We start from the raw sequence: 17,644 nt of genomic DNA, 5'->3' as shown, positions 1-17,644 counted from the left end.
AACAAAATACAGATCTGATTTGAGCGCGCCGTACTCATTTATAGTTTTAACGTATAACGAAGAACTGCATCTGCAACGCTTCATGGAGTCTGTTGCCGAATTGCAGGCACCTGTGTTTGTGGTTGATTCAGGCAGTACGGATGCTACCCTGGCTATTGCCCGGCAATTCGGCGTCGAAGTGATATATCATACCTTTGTAAATCATCCGTTGCAATGGGACTTCGCACTTAAAAACTGCCCTATCCAAACACCCTGGGTTATTTGCCTGGATGCCGACCAGGTAGTAACACCCGAGCTGAAAAAACACCTGCTCAATTTCAGAGATGAAGATTTTACCGGCATAAATGGGATCTACTTTAACCGCAAAAACTTTTTTAAAGGGCGCTGGATCAAACATGGTGGCTACTATCCCTTTTATTTGCTCAAAATGTTCAGGTACAGTACCGGATACTCAGATACCAGCGAAAAAATGGACCATCGTTTTGTGGTACCCGGTAAAACGATAGTTTGGAAAGACGGCCATATACTGGAAGAAAATCTTAAAGAAAACCACATCAGTTTCTGGATTGACAAGCATAACCGTTACAGTGACCTGCTTGCACAGCAAGAGGTTGAGCGAATGCAACAGGGTTTTCAATCGGCCGAGCGGCCCGCCTTTTGGGGTTCGCCTAATGAGCGCAAAGCCTGGTTTAAAAAACACTGGTACAAACTACCCCGATACGCGCGGCCCGTGCTGTATTTTACCCAACGCATGATATTTCAGTTAGGGATATTTGATGGCCGCACCGGCATTATTTTTCACTTTTTACAGGCCTTTTGGTTCAGGCTTATGGTTGATATTAAAATAGACGAACTGCTAAAGCAACAAGATAATGGTTCAACAAAATAGCCCTTTGCGTTTTGCCATAACCTTTATTGCATTGTTTTTGGCATTTTACTATTTCAATATCGGCTTTTTTAGTATCACCAGTCAGGGCCGGCATTATACACCTTTTTTTGCCGAACATCTGAACTATATCAAATGGCTGCGCGATTTCCTGATTTGGTGCAGCGCCGCCATTTTAAAATGCTTCGGCTTTGCCGTTGTTACAAATGACTATAGCTTACTTGTGGCCGGCAAAGGCATGATTACATTGGTTTATTCATGTTTAGGTTTAGGCGTAATGAGCTTTTTCAGCGCTTTTGTGATTGCTTTCCCTAAGCCCCTTAATGCTAAGATCATTTTTTTATTAACCGGCTTACTAATCATCCAATTTTTAAACATCGCGCGTTTTGTTTTTCTGGCGATATTTTGGGATAAAAAAAATGGCCAGATCATCGACCATCATACCATATTTAATGGCCTTATTTATATACTTATAAGCATAAGCTTGTATTTTTGGGTTAAAGCCGATACCGGCACCACAGCAAACGATGTTAAAAACCGAGCTTAAATCTTACAACAACTGCTGCTATAAGCCGGGGGGTTCTGCTGCTAAGCGGATATTGTGGCATTATGTAAACGGTTTGGTGTTTAAAACGAGCCTCTTCCCTGTTTATGGCTTCAAGATTGCTTTACTACGTGCCTTTGGAGCCCAGGTTGGCAAGGGTGTTACCATCAAGCCAAATGTCAATATCAAATATCCGTGGAACTTAGTGATTGGCGACTATTCATGGATTGGCGAAGAGGTTTGGATAGACAGCCTGGTAATGGTTACCATAGGCGCTAACGCGTGTATATCGCAAGGCGCGATGATTCTGACCGGCAGCCACAATTATAAAAAATCTAAATTCGACCTTATAACCGGCGCAGTTGTTCTTGAAGAAGGCGCCTGGATAGGTGCAAAAGCCATCGTAAATCAGGGCGTTACTGCAGGCTCGCATGCGGTACTTACCGCCGGTTCCGTCGCCACAAAAAACCTGGAAGCCTATAGCGTTTACCAGGGCAACCCTGCCGTTAAAATACGTGACCGGGTGATTAGCTAATAGCTACGTCTATTATATTTTGACACCAAAGTTTAGCTCCTGGCCGCAAAAGGTGGTTTATAACCATAAAAAAAGCCCGGACATCAAGTCCAGGCTTTCTAAACAATATCTTTTAATTATTAGCGGTGCTCAATGCCTTCGGCAAGAACGGTAACTACGTTGTTTAACGCTTCAACAACACCACCCTTAATATAAAAAACTTCTTCTTTGCCACCGCCGCGAACGGTTAACTTACCGTCTTGCAGTGTTGAGATAATTGGAGCGTGATGATTCAATATCTCAAAAGAACCCAAAGTGCCCGGCAAACTTACCGAAGTAGCTTCGCCTTCATACACTTTCTTATCGGGAGTAAGGATTTCTAATGTCATGTGTGTTAGAGTTAAGAATCAAGAACCAAGATTCAAGATTTATTGTCTTGTTTCTTGATTCTTGTCTCTTGTTTCTTATAATTACGCGTTTGCTTCTTCTAATAATTTTTTACCTTTTTCAATAGCGTCTTCGATGCTACCTACCAGGTTGAAGGCTGATTCAGGATATTGGTCAACTTCGCCATCCATGATCATGTTAAAGCCTTTAATGGTTTCTTTAATATCAACCAACACACCTTTTAAGCCGGTAAACTGTTCGGCTACGTGGAAAGGCTGAGATAAGAAACGTTGTACACGACGAGCGCGCGATACCACCAATTTATCTTCTTCAGATAACTCGTCCATACCTAAGATGGCGATGATATCTTGTAACTCTTTATAACGTTGCAGGATTTCTTTTACACGTTGAGCTGTGTTGTAATGCTCGTCGCCTAATACAGCCGGGCTCAAAATACGTGAAGTTGAATCCAATGGATCCACCGCAGGGTAAATACCTAACTCGGCAATTTTACGAGATAATACAGTAGTAGCGTCCAGGTGAGCGAAGGTTGTTGCCGGCGCAGGGTCGGTCAAGTCATCCGCAGGTACATATACCGCTTGCACTGAAGTAATTGAACCACGTTTGGTTGAAGTAATACGCTCTTGCATGGTACCCATCTCTGTTGCCAGAGTTGGCTGGTAACCTACCGCAGACGGCATACGACCTAATAGCGCTGATACCTCAGAACCTGCTTGTGTAAAGCGGAAGATGTTATCAACGAAGAATAATATATCACGGCCTTTACCTTCAGCATCACCATCGCGGAAGTACTCAGCGATAGTCAAACCTGAAAGCGCTACACGTGCACGTGCACCAGGAGGCTCGTTCATTTGTCCGAATACGAAGGTTGCTTTTGAATCTTTCAAAGCCTCGGCATCGATCTTAGAAAGATCCCAGCCACCTTCTTCCATTGAATGCATAAATGCATCACCATATTTAATAATGCCCGACTCCAGCATCTCACGCAATAAGTCATTACCTTCACGTGTACGCTCACCTACCCCGGCAAATACTGATAAACCGTCATAAGCTTTGGCAATGTTGTTGATCAGTTCCTGGATCAATACCGTTTTACCTACACCGGCACCACCAAACAAACCAATTTTACCACCTTTAGCGTAAGGCTCTAACAAGTCGATAACTTTGATACCGGTAAACAGCACCTCGGTTTCGGTTGACAGGTCCTCAAAGCGTGGAGGAGTAGCGTGGATTGGGCGACCATTGGTTCTATCCAAATCAGCAATACCATCAATAGCGCCACCAACTACGTTAAATACACGACCTTTAATGTTTTCGCCTACAGGCATTTTAATTGCTGATTCAGTATCAACAACCGGCATGCCGCGTAATAATCCGTCTGTCGAATCCATCGCGATGGCGCGAACGCGGTCCTCGCCTAAGTGCTGTTGAACCTCTAAAACAACCTTCTGGCCATTTTCTTTGGTGATTTCAAGCGCACTGTAAATTTTAGGAAGATGTGCATTTTCTGCAAAGCTAACGTCTACTACCGGACCGATGATCCGTGATATTTTTCCAATGTTTGGCATATATAACCGTGTAATTTTTTAAATATACGTTGTTAAAATAACTAGAAACCTTTTCGCGCTATTTTAGGGCGCAAAGTTAAGATTTATAATATAATATTAAAATACTTGGAGTAAGATTTTTTTGCTCCGGTAATGATTAAAAGCCCAGCCAATTAGCGCTTATGCCTAAATGTTTTAAAAAACATCAATCATAAATTATAATAAATTGATATTTAGTGCCTTATGAAACAAACATTAAATATTGAAGGTTAGTACAATTTTACCAGTGTGGTCGCCACTTTCCATCAAAGCATGGGCGTCGGCAGCCTGGTGTGCCGGGAACACGGCATTTACCACCGGCTTTATCTTCCCGGAGGTTAGCAACGGCCATATATTTTTTTCAAGAGAAGCTGCTACAGCGGCTTTAAATTCAACATTGCGCGGACGCAACATAGAGCCGGTTATACAAATACGCTTGCGCATCACTATAGAAAGATCAATCTGTACGTCTCTCCCTTCCATCGTATTAATCAATACAAGCCTTCCATCTTCAGCCAGTGCCTGCAAATTCCGGGGCGTATAGCTACCGCCAACCATATCCAATATTACGTCCACACCCTTTTTATGGGTGATATTTTCTATCTCGCTAACAAAATCGCGGGTGCGGTAATTAATTGCCGCATCTGCACCTAACGATTGACATATTTGGCACTTCTCGTCGCTGCCTGCGGTAACATACACCTTACTGCCCAATGCCTTGGCCATTTGTATAGCGGCAACCCCAATACCACTCGATCCGCCATGAACCAGCAAGCTTTCGCCCGGCTGCAATTTACCCCGGTCGAATACATTGCTCCAAACGGTAAAGAAAGTTTCAGGTAGCGAGGCGGCTTCAACGAAGTTTAATCCCTCAGGTATGGGCAGACACTGCCCTTCAGGCACATTGCAATATTCGGCATACCCACCGCCTGTAACCAGGGCGCTAACCTTATCGCCGATCTTCCAGCGTTTAACATTATCACCAATCTGGTCAATGGTACCCGCTATCTCCAAACCGGGGATGTCAGCCGGTGCACCCAATGGCGGTGGGTAATTACCCTTGCGCTGAAAAATATCCGGCCGGTTTACACCTGCGGCCGCAACTTTTACCAATACTTCATCCCTGCCGTAAGCAGGGCTTGGCCGTTCGGCTGTTTGTAAAACTCCCGGCGCGCCGGGTTGGGTGATGATGATGGCTTTCATAGTTTAAAAAGATTTTGTCATGCTGAGCGATAGCGAAGAATCTGCCGATGTGTTTGTCAAGCGTTCAAGTCGCCCGGCAGATGCTTCGTATCTCAGCATGACAAAATAATATCAGTAACAATTATACATTTCATAAAGTACTTTAGTTTATTTATTATTTCTTTGTCTTAATAAATACTATATCTATGTCATTAACTATAGGCCAGCCGGCACCGCAGTTCAAATTATATTCATCAGCTTTAAAAGAGGTTTCATTGGCCGATTTTAAGGGCCGCAAAGTAATTATCCATTTCTTCCCGATGGCGTTTACGGGCACTTGCACCGAGCAACTTTGTACAATGCGCGATAACTTTGGTTATTATGACGGCCTGAATGCCACGATCCTGGGCATTTCTGTCGATTCGCCGTTTACATTGGCTAAATTTAAGGAAGAGTATAATTACCAATTTGATTTGCTGTCTGATTTTAACAAGGAAGTATCAACAGCTTATGGCGCTATTTATGACGAGTTTGTATTCGGACTGAAAGGTGTATCTAAGCGTGCAGCCTTTGTGGTAGACGAGAACCAGCAAATTATCTACGCCGAAGTATTGGAGTCTGCAAAGGATTTGCCTGATTTTGCGGCTATTGCGGAGATTGTTAAGTAAATTTGAAAATTTTTTAAGGACTTTTAAAAATATATCCTATTTTTGCAGTCCGTTAAAAACAGCGGATTATTCGAAATAGAATAGCGCACTTGTAGCTCAATTGGATAGAGCATCTCACTACGGATGAGAAGGTTTGGGGTTCGAATCCCTACAAGTGCACAAGTTTAGTTGAGCCTTTCAGTATATAGCTACCGGAAGGCTTTTAATTTTTAAAACGCACATGCTCAACTTAGTATTATTTGGCCCGCCAGGTGCCGGTAAAGGTACTCAATCACAAAAACTTATCGAGAAATACGGTCTGATACACCTGTCAACAGGCGATTTACTTCGCGGTGAAATTGCGCAGGGTACAACGCTGGGTCTTGAAGCTAAAAAGCTGATGGATGAGGGTTTATTAGTACCCGATGCCGTTGTGATTGGTATGATCAGTAACAAACTTGACGCTAACAAAGAAGCTAAAGGTTTTATTTTTGACGGCTTTCCGCGTACAGTAGCACAAGCCGAAGCGCTTGACCAACTATTGGAAAGCAAAGCAACCGCTATATCAGGCATGATTGCTTTAGAGGTTAATGATGATGAACTGGAGCACCGCTTATTATTGAGAGGTAAAGATTCAGGCCGCCCTGATGATGCTAACCCGGAGATTATCCGCAAAAGAATTAAAGAATATAACGAAAAAACTGCACCTGTCGCAGGTTTTTATAAAGACCAAAACAAGTTTAAAAGCATCAATGGTATAGGGTCTATCGAAGAGATATTTGCTGCCATTAATACTGTAATTGCGTCTTATTAATATCGAAATTCCTTCTGATATCGGATTTCGGATGTTCGAATTCGGAATTAGTAAGAATATTAAAATCCAAAATCGATATACTTGATTTTGGATTTTTAATTTTGATATCAGGTTTTAAATCCGAAATCGAACATCCGCAATCTGAAATACAATGTCTCAAGGTTCAAATTTTGTTGATTATGTGAAGATATGCTGCCGCTCAGGTCATGGCGGAGCGGGTTCGGCACATTTGCACCGTGATAAACACACCTCAATGGGTGGCCCCGACGGAGGCGACGGCGGACGTGGCGGTAACGTTATTGTTAAAGGTAACGCTCAGTTATGGACATTACTTCACCTTAAATTCCGCAAACACGTCATAGCCGGCGATGGCGAATCGGGCGGCAGCTCATTGAGCACCGGCAAAACCGGCCGCGACGAGATACTCGAAGTACCGCTGGGCACCATTGCACGCGATGCGGAGACCGGCGAGATTTTGTTTGAAATTAACACCGATGGGGAGACGAAGATATTAACTAAAGGCGGCCGCGGTGGTTTAGGTAATGCCAATTTTAAAAGCGCAACCCGCCAAACTCCACGCTTCTCGCAACCCGGCGAACCGGGGCAGGAAGTTTGGAATATTCTTGAATTAAAAATATTAGCCGATGTAGGCCTGGTTGGTTTTCCAAATGCCGGCAAGTCTACTTTACTATCAGTAGTGTCGGCAGCCAAGCCCGAGATTGCAGATTATGCTTTTACTACCCTGGTACCAAATCTGGGTATCGTAGCTTACCGTAATAACCGCTCATTTGTAATGGCCGATATTCCGGGAATTATTGAAGGAGCATCAAAAGGTAAAGGTTTGGGCATACGTTTTCTTAAACACATTGAACGTAACGCGGTACTATTATTTATGGTGCCTGCCGATACCGGCCGCACTATCCAGGAAGAGTACGACATTTTATTGAACGAACTCAACGAATATAACCCCGAACTAACGCACAAGCCCCGCGTGCTGGCCGTTACCAAATCTGACATGCTGGATGATGAACTGATTACCGAAATGAAACAGCAGGTGCCGGCCGATATTCCGTCGGTATTTATATCATCCGTAGCGCAAAAAAATATCGATGTATTGAAAGACATACTTTGGCGGGAAATTAATAGCCACAATTCTTAATTCCCCCTCTGGACTGCCAATTGCCAAAATTGGATTTATAAATAATAAAAAAAGACGGCTTGACCGTCTTTTTTTATTACCTGGCTCATATTAACATTTAATCAACTTTTTTATCACTTGCAGGCATTTCAGGCAGAAAAAACAACTTTTACTATGCATGCATAAAATCAATACCGAATACCGTTTTGAACTTTGGTATAGATGGTAAAAAATTTTATTCTAATAATTACTATTTTAAAAGAATTTATATATCTTTATTCATATAAAAAAAGAATAAAATATTAAATTGAAAAAATCGGTAAATACTATTGTCAGTTTTTAGATGCTTCTCTATCTTAAGGAAACAAAAAATAACCGATAGGAAACCCTAGAGTCCTACTACTAAAAACAGACTAAAAAATGAGTTCATCTAACAGCATCACCGGCGTAGAGTTAAACAAGTATAGCAAAACTTTTACGCAGGATCCGACCCAACCCGCCGCACAGGCCATGCTTTACGGCGTAGGCTTAACTGACGACGACATGCAAAAAGCTCAGGTTGGCGTGGCAAGTATGGGCTATGACGGCAATACTTGCAACATGCACCTTAACGACCTGGCTAAACTGGTTAAAGAAGGTATTTGGAAGGAAGATCTGGTGGGGCTGATTTTTAATACTATTGGTGTGAGCGACGGCATGGGTAACGGTACGGCAGGTATGCGTTATTCATTAATCAGTCGTGACGTTATTGCAGATTCAATTGAAGCGGTTACCGCTGCACAATATTATGATGGTTTAATTACCCTGCCGGGCTGCGACAAAAATATGCCGGGCTCAATCATGGCAATGGGCCGTTTAAACCGTCCATCTATTATGGTATATGGTGGTACCATTCACCCGGGCCACTGGAAAGGCGAAGACCTGAACATCGTGTCGGCATTTGAAGCCCTGGGTAAAAAACTGGCTGGGACTATAAGCCCTGAAGATTTTCAGGGTATCATCAAAAATGCTTGCCCTAGCGCAGGTGCTTGCGGTGGTGTATATACAGCTAATACTATGGCTGCTGCTATTGAGGCTTTGGGTATGAGCTTGCCTTACTCATCGTCAAACCCGGCGCTGAGCGACGAGAAACGCGCGGAGTGCCTGGCAGCAGGCAAGGCTATCAGAGTTTTATTGGAGAAAGATATCAAACCAAAAGATATCATGACCCGCAAGGCGTTTGAAAATGCCATGGTGGTAATTATGGTATTGGGCGGGTCGACTAATGCGGTGCTGCACATGATAGCAATGGCTAAAAGTGTTGATGTGAAGTTAACCCAGGATGACTTTCAGGAGATCAGCAACCGCATACCGGTACTGGCCGACATGAAACCAAGCGGCAAATACATGATGACCGACCTGCATAATGTTGGCGGTGTACCTGCGGTAATGAAATACTTGTATCAGCAAGGCTGGCTGCATGGCGACTGTATGACCGTAACCGGTAAAACACTGGCCGAGAACCTGGCTGATGTTCCTGAACTGGACTTTAGCAAGCAAGACATTATATGGCCGGTTGAAAAACCTGTTAAGGCTACCGGCCACTTACAGATACTTTACGGAAACATTGCTGAAGGCGGCAGTGTGGCTAAAATTAGCGGTAAAGAGGGCGAGCGTTTTTCAGGCCCTGCCCGTACGTTTGATGGCGAGTTTGAACTGATTGATGGCATACAAAGCGGCCGAGTCAAAGCGGGTGATGTGGTAGTTATCCGCAATGTGGGCCCTAAAGGCGCGCCGGGTATGCCCGAAATGCTTAAGCCAACATCAGCCATTTATGGTGCAGGTTTGGGCGCATCGGTAGCATTGATCACCGACGGCCGTTTTAGTGGCGGTACCCACGGCTTTGTGGTAGGCCACATCACCCCCGAAGCTTTTGACGGGGGGGCCATCGGACTGGTACAAGACGATGATTTGATTGAGATTGATGCCACAACAAACACTATCAACCTCAAAATATCTGACGAGGAAATGGCCGCACGCCGCGCAGCGTGGAAACAACCCGAGTTAAAAGCAACAAAAGGCCTGTTATATAAATATGCCAAAACTGTATCAACTGCAGCTGAGGGCTGTGTTACAGACGAGTTGTAAGGATTGGGTTATACGTAGTACGTTGTACGTTATACGTATCTCTCTTTCCAATTAATCAAAAAACAAAACGTATAACGTACTACGTACTACGTAAAACTTATAAAGTATGGAAGTTGCACAACAAGAAATACTAGCACAAACAGCTACGACACAGGAAACCAGAAGAGTTTCCGGATCGGTAGCAGTATTAGAATCATTAATTGCTGAAGGCGTTGATACGATCTTCGGTTATCCGGGTGGCGCTATTATGCCTATCTACGACGCCTTGTATGATTACAACGATAAACTGAACCATGTTTTGGTTCGTCACGAGCAAGGCGGCACGCACGCCGGCCAGGGTTATGCACGCACCTCAGGTAAAGTAGGTGTGGTATTTGCCACCAGCGGCCCCGGCGCTACCAACCTGGTAACAGGTTTGGCCGATGCTCAGATTGACAGTACACCGCTGGTTTGCATTACCGGACAGGTGTTTGCACACTTACTGGGTACTGATGCTTTCCAGGAAACCGACGTGATCAATATCACCACCCCGGTTACCAAATGGAACTACCAGGTTACTGACGCTAACGAGATTCCGGAGGTTTTGGCTAAGGCATTTTATATCGCCAGAAGCGGTCGCCCCGGCCCGGTTTTGATTGATATTACCAAAAACGCGCAGATACAGGAATTTGATTTTAAAGGCTATATTCCTTGCCAACATATCCGCAGCTATCGTCCAAAACCTATTGTGCGCCCTCAATATATTGAGCAGGCCGCAGCGTTAATCAATCAAGCAAAAAAACCTTTCGTTTTGTTTGGTCAGGGCGTGTTGTTGGGCAATGCCGAGCAGGAGTTTAAAGCTTTTGTTGAAAAAAGCGGCATTCCGGCTGCCTGGACCATTCTGGGCGTTGGCGCTATACCAACCGACCATCCGTTAAACGTTGGCATGCTTGGTATGCACGGCAACTACGGGCCAAACGTTTTAACTAATGAGTGCGATGTGTTGATTGCCATCGGTATGCGTTTTGACGACCGCGTAACCGGTCGCCTGGACAAATATGCCAAGCAGGCTCAGGTTATCCACCTGGATATTGACCCTGCCGAGATTGACAAAAACGTTAAAACTACCGTGCCTGTTTGGGGCGATTGCAAGGAAACCTTGCCAATGCTTACTGCCGTGATAGAGGAGAAACAACACACTGAGTGGTTAAACCGCTTTAAAGAATACACCCGCCAGGAAGTTGAGGCCGTGATTGAAGATGAGCTTAACCCTAAAACAGGCGAAATGACCATGGGCGAAGTTATTAAGCAATTAAACGAGCTTACCAGAGGCGAAGCCGTAATTGTAACAGACGTTGGCCAGCACCAAATGGTGGCTTGCCGTTATGCTCAGTTTAATCAAACGCGCAGCAATGTTACCAGTGGCGGTTTGGGCACTATGGGCTTTGCTTTGCCTGCAGCCATTGGCGCTAAATTTGGCGCTCAGGATCGTACTGTAGTAGCTATCATCGGCGACGGCGGTTTCCAGATGACCTGCCAGGAGCTGGGTACCATTATGCAAAGTGGTGTTGATGTGAAGATCATCATCCTGAACAACCGTTTCCTGGGCATGGTGCGCCAGTGGCAGGAGTTGTTTAACCAGCGTCGCTACTCGTTTGTTGACATTCAAAGCCCCGACTTTGTTAAACTCGCCGCTGCCTATGACATTCCGGGTAAGCGTGTTGAAGAGCGCGAGCAATTGCAAGGCGCTTTGCAAAAAATGTTAGAAACCAAAGGTTCATTCCTGCTGGAAGTGATGGTAACCAAAGAGAACAACGTGTTCCCGATGGTGCCACAAGGCTGCAGTGTTAGTGAGATCAGACTTAAATAAGAAAAAGCAGAAAGCTGAAAGGTAAAAGCAGAAAGCGGGTGGCTATGACCAATAACGCGAAGCAAATGACCAATGACAGCGAAGCTAAATGACTAAATTAATTAAGAAAATGAGCAATCAACATACCGACGGCCGGCAGGAATTTAATATCACTATCTATACCGAAAACCAGGTTGGTTTACTGAATCGGATAGCGATCATATTCACCCGCCGTAAAATAAATATCGACAGCTTAAATACCTCTCCTTCTGAGATTGAGAGTATTCACCGCTTCAACATCGTAATTACAGAATCTGAAGAAGTGGTACGCAAACTTACCCGCCAGATTGAAAAGCAGGTTGAAGTTTTAAAAGTGTACTATCATACTAACGATAATATTATCTGGCAGGAACTGGCGCTTTACAAAGTATCAACAGACGTTATTGCCGAAAAAGTAAGCGTTGAGCGTTTGCTGCGCGAAAATGGTGCGCGCGCGGTGGTGATCCGTAAAGATTATACCGTGTTTGAAACTACCGGACATCGCGAAGAAACCGACAACCTGATCAAAATTCTTCAGCCTTACGGGCTGATCGAATTTGTTCGCAGTGCACGTGTGGCCATCATCAAAGACAGCGAAGGCTTTAACGCCAAACTACGCGAGTTTGAAAGACTGGAACCAGGCGAAGAAGTGATGGAGAACGAATATCTGAACAAAGGCAGCAAAGTATTTACCATGTAATTTATGTTCGAAGAGATCAGACAACAATATCCGGGAGCTTACGAAGCCATTAAAACCGCCAGCGAACGCAGTGGCTTTACCATGGCGTCGGAAGTGTTGACATGCTCTTTGCTGAAAACACTGTCGGCTTCAAAACCGGGCGGTAAGTTTTTAGAACTGGGTACTGGTACAGGCTTAGCTACCAGTTGGATTTTGGACGGTATGGACCAGGCGTCGACATTGATATCAATTGATAATGATGCTGATATTCTGGCTATCGCGAAGGAAAACATCGGAGTAGATAAACGTCTGAGGCTGATCTGTACCGACGCAGCCGACTGGATTAGGCAAAATGTAAATCAGCAGTTCAGTTTTATTTTTGCTGACGCCTGGCCGGGTAAATTTTTGTTGCTTGACGAAGCGTTGGATATGCTGGAAAAAGGTGGCTTTTATATCATCGACGATATGCTTCCGCAGCAAAACTGGCCCGAAGGTCATGCCGCTAAAGTTGAAGATCTGTTAAAATATCTTGACTCCAGAAATGATCTGACATTAACAAAGCTAGGTTGGGCGTCGGGTGTAGTCATCATCACCAAAAAATAATAAACAAGTAATCACATAAATAATCGGTGAAATCAAAAAGCATCGGTGAAATCAAAATCAATAAAAACAAAAAACAATGGCAAAATTAAATTTCGGCGGAACTGAAGAAAACGTAGTAACCCGCGAGGAGTTCCCTCTATCGAAAGCACAAGAGATCCTGAAAAACGAAACTGTAGCTGTAATTGGTTATGGCGTACAAGGCCCGGGTCAGGCTCTAAACCAAAAAGACAATGGTATCAACGTTATTGTTGGTCAGCGTAAAAATTCAAAAAGCTGGGATAAAGCAGTAAGCGACGGTTTTGTTCCGGGCGAAACTCTTTTTGAAATTGAAGAAGCATTAGAAAGAGGTACTATAATTTGTTATTTATTAAGTGATGCAGCACAAATTGCTTTATGGCCAACTGTTAAAAAACACTTAACTCCAGGTAAAGCATTATACTTCTCTCACGGTTTTGGTATCACTTTCAAAGAGCAAACAGGCATCATCCCTCCTGCTGATGTTGACGTGTTCCTGGTTGCGCCAAAAGGTTCAGGTACTTCATTGCGCCGTATGTTTTTGCAAGGTCGTGGTTTGAACTCAAGCTACGCTATCTATCAGGATGCTACGGGCAAAGCTTTTGACCGTGTTATTGCTTTAGGTATCGCTGTAGGTAGCGGTTACCTGTTTGAAACTGATTTCCGTAAAGAAGTATACAGCGATTTAACCGGCGAGCGTGGTACTTTGATGGGTTGTATCCAGGGTATCTTTGCTGCTCAGTACGAAGTATTACGCAGCAACGGTCACTCTCCATCTGAGTCGTTCAATGAAACTGTTGAAGAGCTAACCCAATCATTAATGCCATTGGTTGCTGAAAACGGTATGGACTGGATGTACGCCAACTGCTCAACCACTGCACAACGCGGTGCGCTAGACTGGTGGAAACCATTCCGTGATGCTACTAAACCAGTGTTTGAAGAACTTTATAATAGCGTAGCTACAGGTAAAGAGTCACAACGTTCAATTGACTCAAACAGCAAACCAGATTACCGCGAGAAACTGGATGCCGAGTTAGCAGAGTTACGCGAAAGCGAATTATGGCAGGCAGGTAAAACCGTACGTAGCTTGCGTCCGGAAAACCAGGCTGTAGAAGCATAATAATTTAGTCCTGAGTCTGGAGTCTTGAGTCTGAAGCCCTGTAATACAGGAATAAGACTCAGGACTCGGAACTCAAGACTTTTGACTAAAGAATATTAAACATAAAAGAACATGTTACACGATCCCAACCGAGTCTACGTTTTCGATACCACGTTACGCGATGGCGAACAGGTACCGGGCTGTCAGTTAACCACTCCTGAAAAAATTGAGATTGCCCGCGAACTGGAGGCATTAGGTGTTGACATAATCGAAGCGGGCTTCCCTATTTCAAGCCCCGGCGATTTCCAGAGTGTGGTAGAAATATCAAAAGCCGTAAAAACCCCTACCGTTTGTGCACTAACCCGTGCCAACAAAGGCGATATAGACGCTGCCGTACAATCGCTCCAATATGCCAAACACCCCCGTATTCATACCGGTATCGGCTCGTCTGATATGCATATCAAACACAAATTTAACAGCACCCGCGAAGAGATTTTAGAGCGCGCTGTCGAGGCTGTGAAATATGCTAAAAAATCTGTTGAGGATATTGAGTTTTATGCCGAGGATGCCGGTCGCGCCGATGTGGTGTACCTGGCCCAGATGGTTGAGGCAGTAATTGCAGCCGGCGCCACCGTGGTAAACATCCCCGACACCAACGGCTACTGCCTGCCCGACCAATATGGTGCAAAAATTAAATTCCTGAAGGAAAACGTTAAGAATATAGATAAAGCCATTATATCTGTGCATTGCCATAACGATTTGGGTTTAGCTACCGCTAACTCTATCGCCGGCCTGCAAAACGGCGCCCGCCAAATTGAGGGTACCATTAATGGCATTGGTGAACGCGCCGGAAATACTTCTATTGAAGAAGTTGTGATGATTCTGAAAACTCACCAATCGCTTGGTTTATATACCAACATTAACACCAGGAGTTTCTACGAGCTAAGCCGTATGGTAAGCTCGCAAATGCGCATGCCTGTACAACCAAATAAGGCTATTGTAGGCAGCAATGCGTTTGCACACAGTTCAGGCATTCACCAGGATGGTTTCCTGAAAAACCGCGAAAATTATGAAATTATCAGACCGGAGGATGTTGGTTTCCCGAGCGCCAGCATTGTGCTTACAGCACGCAGCGGCCGGCACGCACTGAAGTTCCATCTGGAGCGTTTAGGTTATAACCTGAGTAAAGAAGAGCTGGCAGATGCTTACCATCGTTTCCTGACTTTGGCTGATAATAAACTGGATATAAATGACGAAGATCTGTTAACCTTAGTTGCAGAGAAAGTTAAAGGTTGATTTGGTTGATTAAGTGAGTAGTTCGCTTAGTTAATAAATCGACGTAAATAAAATAGCAAAATACAAAGTATAAGTGGACGAATGGCGCGATAACTCAATCAACCCAATCAACCACTCACCACTTAACAATAAAATAAAATGAGCAAGACATTATTTGATAAGGTGTGGGACGCACACGTAGTACGTAAGATCGAGGATGGCCCGGATGTGCTTTTTATCGACCGTCACCTTATTCACGAAGTAACCAGCCCTGTGGCCTTTTTGGGCATCAAAACCAGGGGTACAACGGTATTGTACCCTAACCGTACATTTGCGACCGCCGACCACAATACGCCAACCATTCACCAGGACCAGCCGGTTGCCGATCCGCTTTCGGCTAATCAGTTGCAAATGCTGGAGAAAAACACTGCCGAGTACGGCATCAGCCACTGGGGCCTTGGTCACCAAAAAAACGGTATCGTACATGTGGTAGGTCCGGAGTATGGTATTACCCAACCTGGTATGACCATTGTTTGCGGCGACTCGCACACTTCAACTCATGGCGCTTTTGGTGCTATTGCCTTCGGTATCGGTACATCTGAAGTAGAGATGGTTTTGGCTACGCAATGCATCATGCAGCCAAAACCAAAGAAAATGCGCATCAACGTTACCGGCAAATTAGGTAAAGGCGTTACACCGAAAGACGTCGCCTTATTCATCATTTCAAAATTAACCACATCGGGTGCTACAGGTTACTTTGTAGAGTATGCCGGCGAGGTTTTCGAGAACATGACCATGGAAGGCCGTATGACCGTTTGTAACCTGAGTATTGAGATGGGTGCACGCGGCGGTATGATTGCTCCTGATGAAACTACCATCAACTATGTTAAGGGCCGCGAGTTTTCTCCTAAAGGCGAAGCGTGGGATAAAGCCCTGGCTTACTACAAAACCTTGAAAACCGACGAAGGTGCAACCTTCGATAAAGAATTAACTTTTGACGGTTCAACTATCGAACCAATGATCACTTACGGTACCAACCCGGGTATGGGTATGGGTATCTCAAACGATATTCCTGATGCCGAACAAGTTGAAGGCGGCGTGGCTACCTACGAAAAATCGTTAGGTTACATGGGCTTTCACGAGGGCGATTCAATGATTGGCAAGCCGGTTGACTATGTATTTGTGGGCAGCTGCACCAATGGCCGTATTGAAGACTTCCGCGCTTTTGCATCGTTGGTAAAAGGCAAACACAAGGCCGATAATGTTACCGCCTGGTTAGTACCGGGATCGCACATTGTCGAGTCGCAGATTAAAGAAGAAGGCATCCTGGATATTTTAACCGAGGCCGGTTTTGAGCTTCGCCAGCCGGGTTGCTCTGCTTGTTTAGCAATGAACGATGATAAGGTACCTGCCGGTAAATACGCGGTAAGTACCTCAAACCGTAACTTCGAAGGTCGTCAAGGCCCCGGCGCGCGCACTATGCTGGCCAGCCCACTGGTTGCAGCAGCAGCAGCAGTTACGGGTGTAGTAACAGATCCGCGTACTTTAATTGAAGAATTGGTTTAGATAGATAATAGTTCATAGATCATAGTTCATAGCTGATATACAAGCACCATGAACCATCATCTATGAACCATGAACAACAAAAAATGGCTTACGATAAATTTAACATACTTACCAGCACCGCAGTGCCACTGCCTATTGAGAACGTGGATACCGACCAGATCATCCCTGCCCGCTTTTTAAAAGCAACTGAGCGTGTTGGTTTCGGTGACAACTTATTCCGCGATTGGAGATACAACGCGGACAACACGCCTAAAAGCGACTTTGTATTGAACGACCCTACCTATTCAGGTAGAATACTGGTAGGCGGTAAAAACTTTGGTTCAGGCTCATCGCGCGAGCACGCTGCCTGGGCTGTTTATGATTACGGTTTCCGTTGCGTGGTATCCAGCTTTTTTGCCGATATCTTTAGAAACAACTGTCTGAATGTTGGCGTGTTGCCGGTACAGATCAGCGCTGAGTTTCTAGAGAAAATCTTTGCAGCAATTTATGCTGATCCGGGCACAGAACTGGAAGTGAACTTGCCTGAACAAACCATCACCTTAAAATCAACCGGCGAAAAAGAAAGCTTTGACATCAACGGTTACAAAAAGAATAACTTGCTTAACGGCTTTGACGATATCGACTATCTGCAAAGCATCAAAGGCGATATCAAGGAATTTGCTGAGCAACTTCCGTTTTAATTTTTTAGTGAAAG

The 17,644-nt window shown here is 44.6% G+C and carries 15 protein-coding genes, 1 tRNA gene and 1 pseudogene; 14 read left to right on the top strand and 3 right to left on the bottom strand.

The genetic code is table 11. The features are described 5' to 3' along the window. Positions 1-19: 19 nt before the first annotated feature. Together xrtY and ACFS5N_RS00490 are read left to right on the top strand one after the other, a co-directional pair. Positions 20-1,433, top strand: a pseudogene (gene xrtY / locus ACFS5N_RS19685) (exosortase Y). Beyond that, positions 1,414-1,965 (top strand): WcaF family extracellular polysaccharide biosynthesis acetyltransferase, encoded by a 552-nt coding sequence (locus tag ACFS5N_RS00490; RefSeq protein WP_377181084.1) that lies wholly within the window; start codon positions 1,414-1,416, stop codon positions 1,963-1,965. The pseudogene xrtY and the gene ACFS5N_RS00490 overlap by 20 nt, the downstream one beginning before the upstream one ends. Positions 1,966-2,084: 119 nt before the next feature. On the opposite strand, the gene atpC is transcribed toward ACFS5N_RS00490, so the two are convergent. The 3 genes from atpC to ACFS5N_RS00475 form a co-directional block, all read right to left on the bottom strand. Further along, complete coding sequence (gene atpC, locus ACFS5N_RS00485; RefSeq protein WP_377181082.1) at positions 2,085-2,333, bottom strand: ATP synthase F1 subunit epsilon; 249 nt, start codon at positions 2,331-2,333, stop codon at positions 2,085-2,087. Positions 2,334-2,414: 81 nt separating this feature from the next. Continuing rightward, positions 2,415-3,920 carry a F0F1 ATP synthase subunit beta gene (gene atpD, locus ACFS5N_RS00480; RefSeq protein ID WP_377181080.1) on the bottom strand — a complete coding sequence of 502 codons (1,506 nt, stop codon included), beginning with the start codon at positions 3,918-3,920 and terminating at the stop codon, positions 2,415-2,417. Positions 3,921-4,154: 234 nt separating this feature from the next. Further along, entirely contained in the window at positions 4,155-5,141 is a 987-nt protein-coding gene (locus tag ACFS5N_RS00475; RefSeq protein WP_377181078.1) for an NAD(P)H-quinone oxidoreductase, read from the bottom strand. A 185-nt stretch (positions 5,142-5,326) separates the two neighbouring features. Between ACFS5N_RS00475 and ACFS5N_RS00470 the strand changes: the two genes are divergently transcribed. The 12 genes from ACFS5N_RS00470 to leuD all read left to right on the top strand — a co-directional run bounded on the left by ACFS5N_RS00470 (position 5,327) and on the right by leuD (position 17,630). Then, positions 5,327-5,788: a redoxin domain-containing protein gene (locus ACFS5N_RS00470; RefSeq protein ID WP_377181076.1), complete on the top strand. Its 462-nt coding sequence runs from the start codon at positions 5,327-5,329 to the stop codon at positions 5,786-5,788. Positions 5,789-5,873: 85 nt separating this feature from the next. Then, positions 5,874-5,947: transfer RNA gene (locus tag ACFS5N_RS00465), tRNA-Arg, on the top strand. A 61-nt stretch (positions 5,948-6,008) separates the two neighbouring features. Then, positions 6,009-6,581 (top strand): adenylate kinase, encoded by a 573-nt coding sequence (locus tag ACFS5N_RS00460; RefSeq protein WP_377181074.1) that lies wholly within the window; start codon positions 6,009-6,011, stop codon positions 6,579-6,581. A gap of 151 nt (positions 6,582-6,732) precedes the next feature. After that, positions 6,733-7,740: a GTPase ObgE gene (gene obgE, locus ACFS5N_RS00455; protein ID WP_377181072.1), complete on the top strand. Its 1,008-nt coding sequence runs from the start codon at positions 6,733-6,735 to the stop codon at positions 7,738-7,740. 399 nt (positions 7,741-8,139) lie between these two features. Next, positions 8,140-9,846 carry a dihydroxy-acid dehydratase gene (ilvD, locus tag ACFS5N_RS00450; protein ID WP_377181070.1) on the top strand — a complete coding sequence of 569 codons (1,707 nt, stop codon included), beginning with the start codon at positions 8,140-8,142 and terminating at the stop codon, positions 9,844-9,846. Between the two features lie 106 nt (positions 9,847-9,952). Next, positions 9,953-11,695 (top strand): biosynthetic-type acetolactate synthase large subunit, encoded by a 1,743-nt coding sequence (gene ilvB / locus ACFS5N_RS00445; protein WP_377181068.1) that lies wholly within the window; start codon positions 9,953-9,955, stop codon positions 11,693-11,695. 109 nt (positions 11,696-11,804) lie between these two features. Continuing rightward, positions 11,805-12,413: an acetolactate synthase small subunit gene (ilvN, locus tag ACFS5N_RS00440; RefSeq protein ID WP_377181066.1), complete on the top strand. Its 609-nt coding sequence runs from the start codon at positions 11,805-11,807 to the stop codon at positions 12,411-12,413. A gap of 3 nt (positions 12,414-12,416) precedes the next feature. Continuing rightward, entirely contained in the window at positions 12,417-12,995 is a 579-nt protein-coding gene (locus ACFS5N_RS00435) for an O-methyltransferase (RefSeq protein WP_377181064.1), read from the top strand. 76 nt (positions 12,996-13,071) lie between these two features. Next, positions 13,072-14,130, top strand: coding sequence for a ketol-acid reductoisomerase (gene ilvC / locus ACFS5N_RS00430; protein WP_377181062.1), 1,059 nt, complete (start codon positions 13,072-13,074; stop codon positions 14,128-14,130). A 111-nt stretch (positions 14,131-14,241) separates the two neighbouring features. Beyond that, positions 14,242-15,405 carry a 2-isopropylmalate synthase gene (locus ACFS5N_RS00425; protein WP_377181060.1) on the top strand — a complete coding sequence of 388 codons (1,164 nt, stop codon included), beginning with the start codon at positions 14,242-14,244 and terminating at the stop codon, positions 15,403-15,405. A 138-nt stretch (positions 15,406-15,543) separates the two neighbouring features. After that, positions 15,544-16,950 (top strand): 3-isopropylmalate dehydratase large subunit, encoded by a 1,407-nt coding sequence (gene leuC / locus ACFS5N_RS00420; protein WP_377181058.1) that lies wholly within the window; start codon positions 15,544-15,546, stop codon positions 16,948-16,950. An 83-nt stretch (positions 16,951-17,033) separates the two neighbouring features. Beyond that, complete coding sequence (gene leuD, locus ACFS5N_RS00415) at positions 17,034-17,630, top strand: 3-isopropylmalate dehydratase small subunit (RefSeq protein WP_377183874.1); 597 nt, start codon at positions 17,034-17,036, stop codon at positions 17,628-17,630. The last annotated feature ends 14 nt before the right edge of the window (positions 17,631-17,644 follow it).

It is taken from the genome of Mucilaginibacter ximonensis, assembly GCF_042686265.1.
Classification (GTDB): domain Bacteria; phylum Bacteroidota; class Bacteroidia; order Sphingobacteriales; family Sphingobacteriaceae; genus Mucilaginibacter; species Mucilaginibacter ximonensis.
Note: the sequence above shows the minus strand (reverse complement) of the source record. Positions and strands in the feature narration are given on the sequence as shown.

Excerpts from the sequence above, each read along its gene's own strand:
- ilvC (WP_377181062.1), top strand. The coding sequence starts at position 13,072 with ATGGCAAAATTAAATTTCGGCGGAACTGAAGAAAACGTAGTAACCCGC.
- leuD (WP_377183874.1), top strand. The coding sequence starts at position 17,034 with ATGGCTTACGATAAATTTAACATACTTACCAGCACCGCAGTGCCACTG.
- ACFS5N_RS00460 (WP_377181074.1), top strand. The coding sequence starts at position 6,009 with ATGCTCAACTTAGTATTATTTGGCCCGCCAGGTGCCGGTAAAGGTACT.
- ilvD (WP_377181070.1), top strand. The coding sequence starts at position 8,140 with ATGAGTTCATCTAACAGCATCACCGGCGTAGAGTTAAACAAGTATAGC.
- atpC (WP_377181082.1), bottom strand. The coding sequence starts at position 2,333 with ATGACATTAGAAATCCTTACTCCCGATAAGAAAGTGTATGAAGGCGAA.
- leuC (WP_377181058.1), top strand. The coding sequence starts at position 15,544 with ATGAGCAAGACATTATTTGATAAGGTGTGGGACGCACACGTAGTACGT.
- ACFS5N_RS00475 (WP_377181078.1), bottom strand. The coding sequence starts at position 5,141 with ATGAAAGCCATCATCATCACCCAACCCGGCGCGCCGGGAGTTTTACAA.
- ACFS5N_RS00425 (WP_377181060.1), top strand. The coding sequence starts at position 14,242 with ATGTTACACGATCCCAACCGAGTCTACGTTTTCGATACCACGTTACGC.
- ACFS5N_RS00435 (WP_377181064.1), top strand. The coding sequence starts at position 12,417 with ATGTTCGAAGAGATCAGACAACAATATCCGGGAGCTTACGAAGCCATT.
- obgE (WP_377181072.1), top strand. The coding sequence starts at position 6,733 with ATGTCTCAAGGTTCAAATTTTGTTGATTATGTGAAGATATGCTGCCGC.
- ilvN (WP_377181066.1), top strand. The coding sequence starts at position 11,805 with ATGAGCAATCAACATACCGACGGCCGGCAGGAATTTAATATCACTATC.
- ACFS5N_RS00470 (WP_377181076.1), top strand. The coding sequence starts at position 5,327 with ATGTCATTAACTATAGGCCAGCCGGCACCGCAGTTCAAATTATATTCA.
- atpD (WP_377181080.1), bottom strand. The coding sequence starts at position 3,920 with ATGCCAAACATTGGAAAAATATCACGGATCATCGGTCCGGTAGTAGAC.
- ilvB (WP_377181068.1), top strand. The coding sequence starts at position 9,953 with ATGGAAGTTGCACAACAAGAAATACTAGCACAAACAGCTACGACACAG.
- ACFS5N_RS00490 (WP_377181084.1), top strand. The coding sequence starts at position 1,414 with ATGTTAAAAACCGAGCTTAAATCTTACAACAACTGCTGCTATAAGCCG.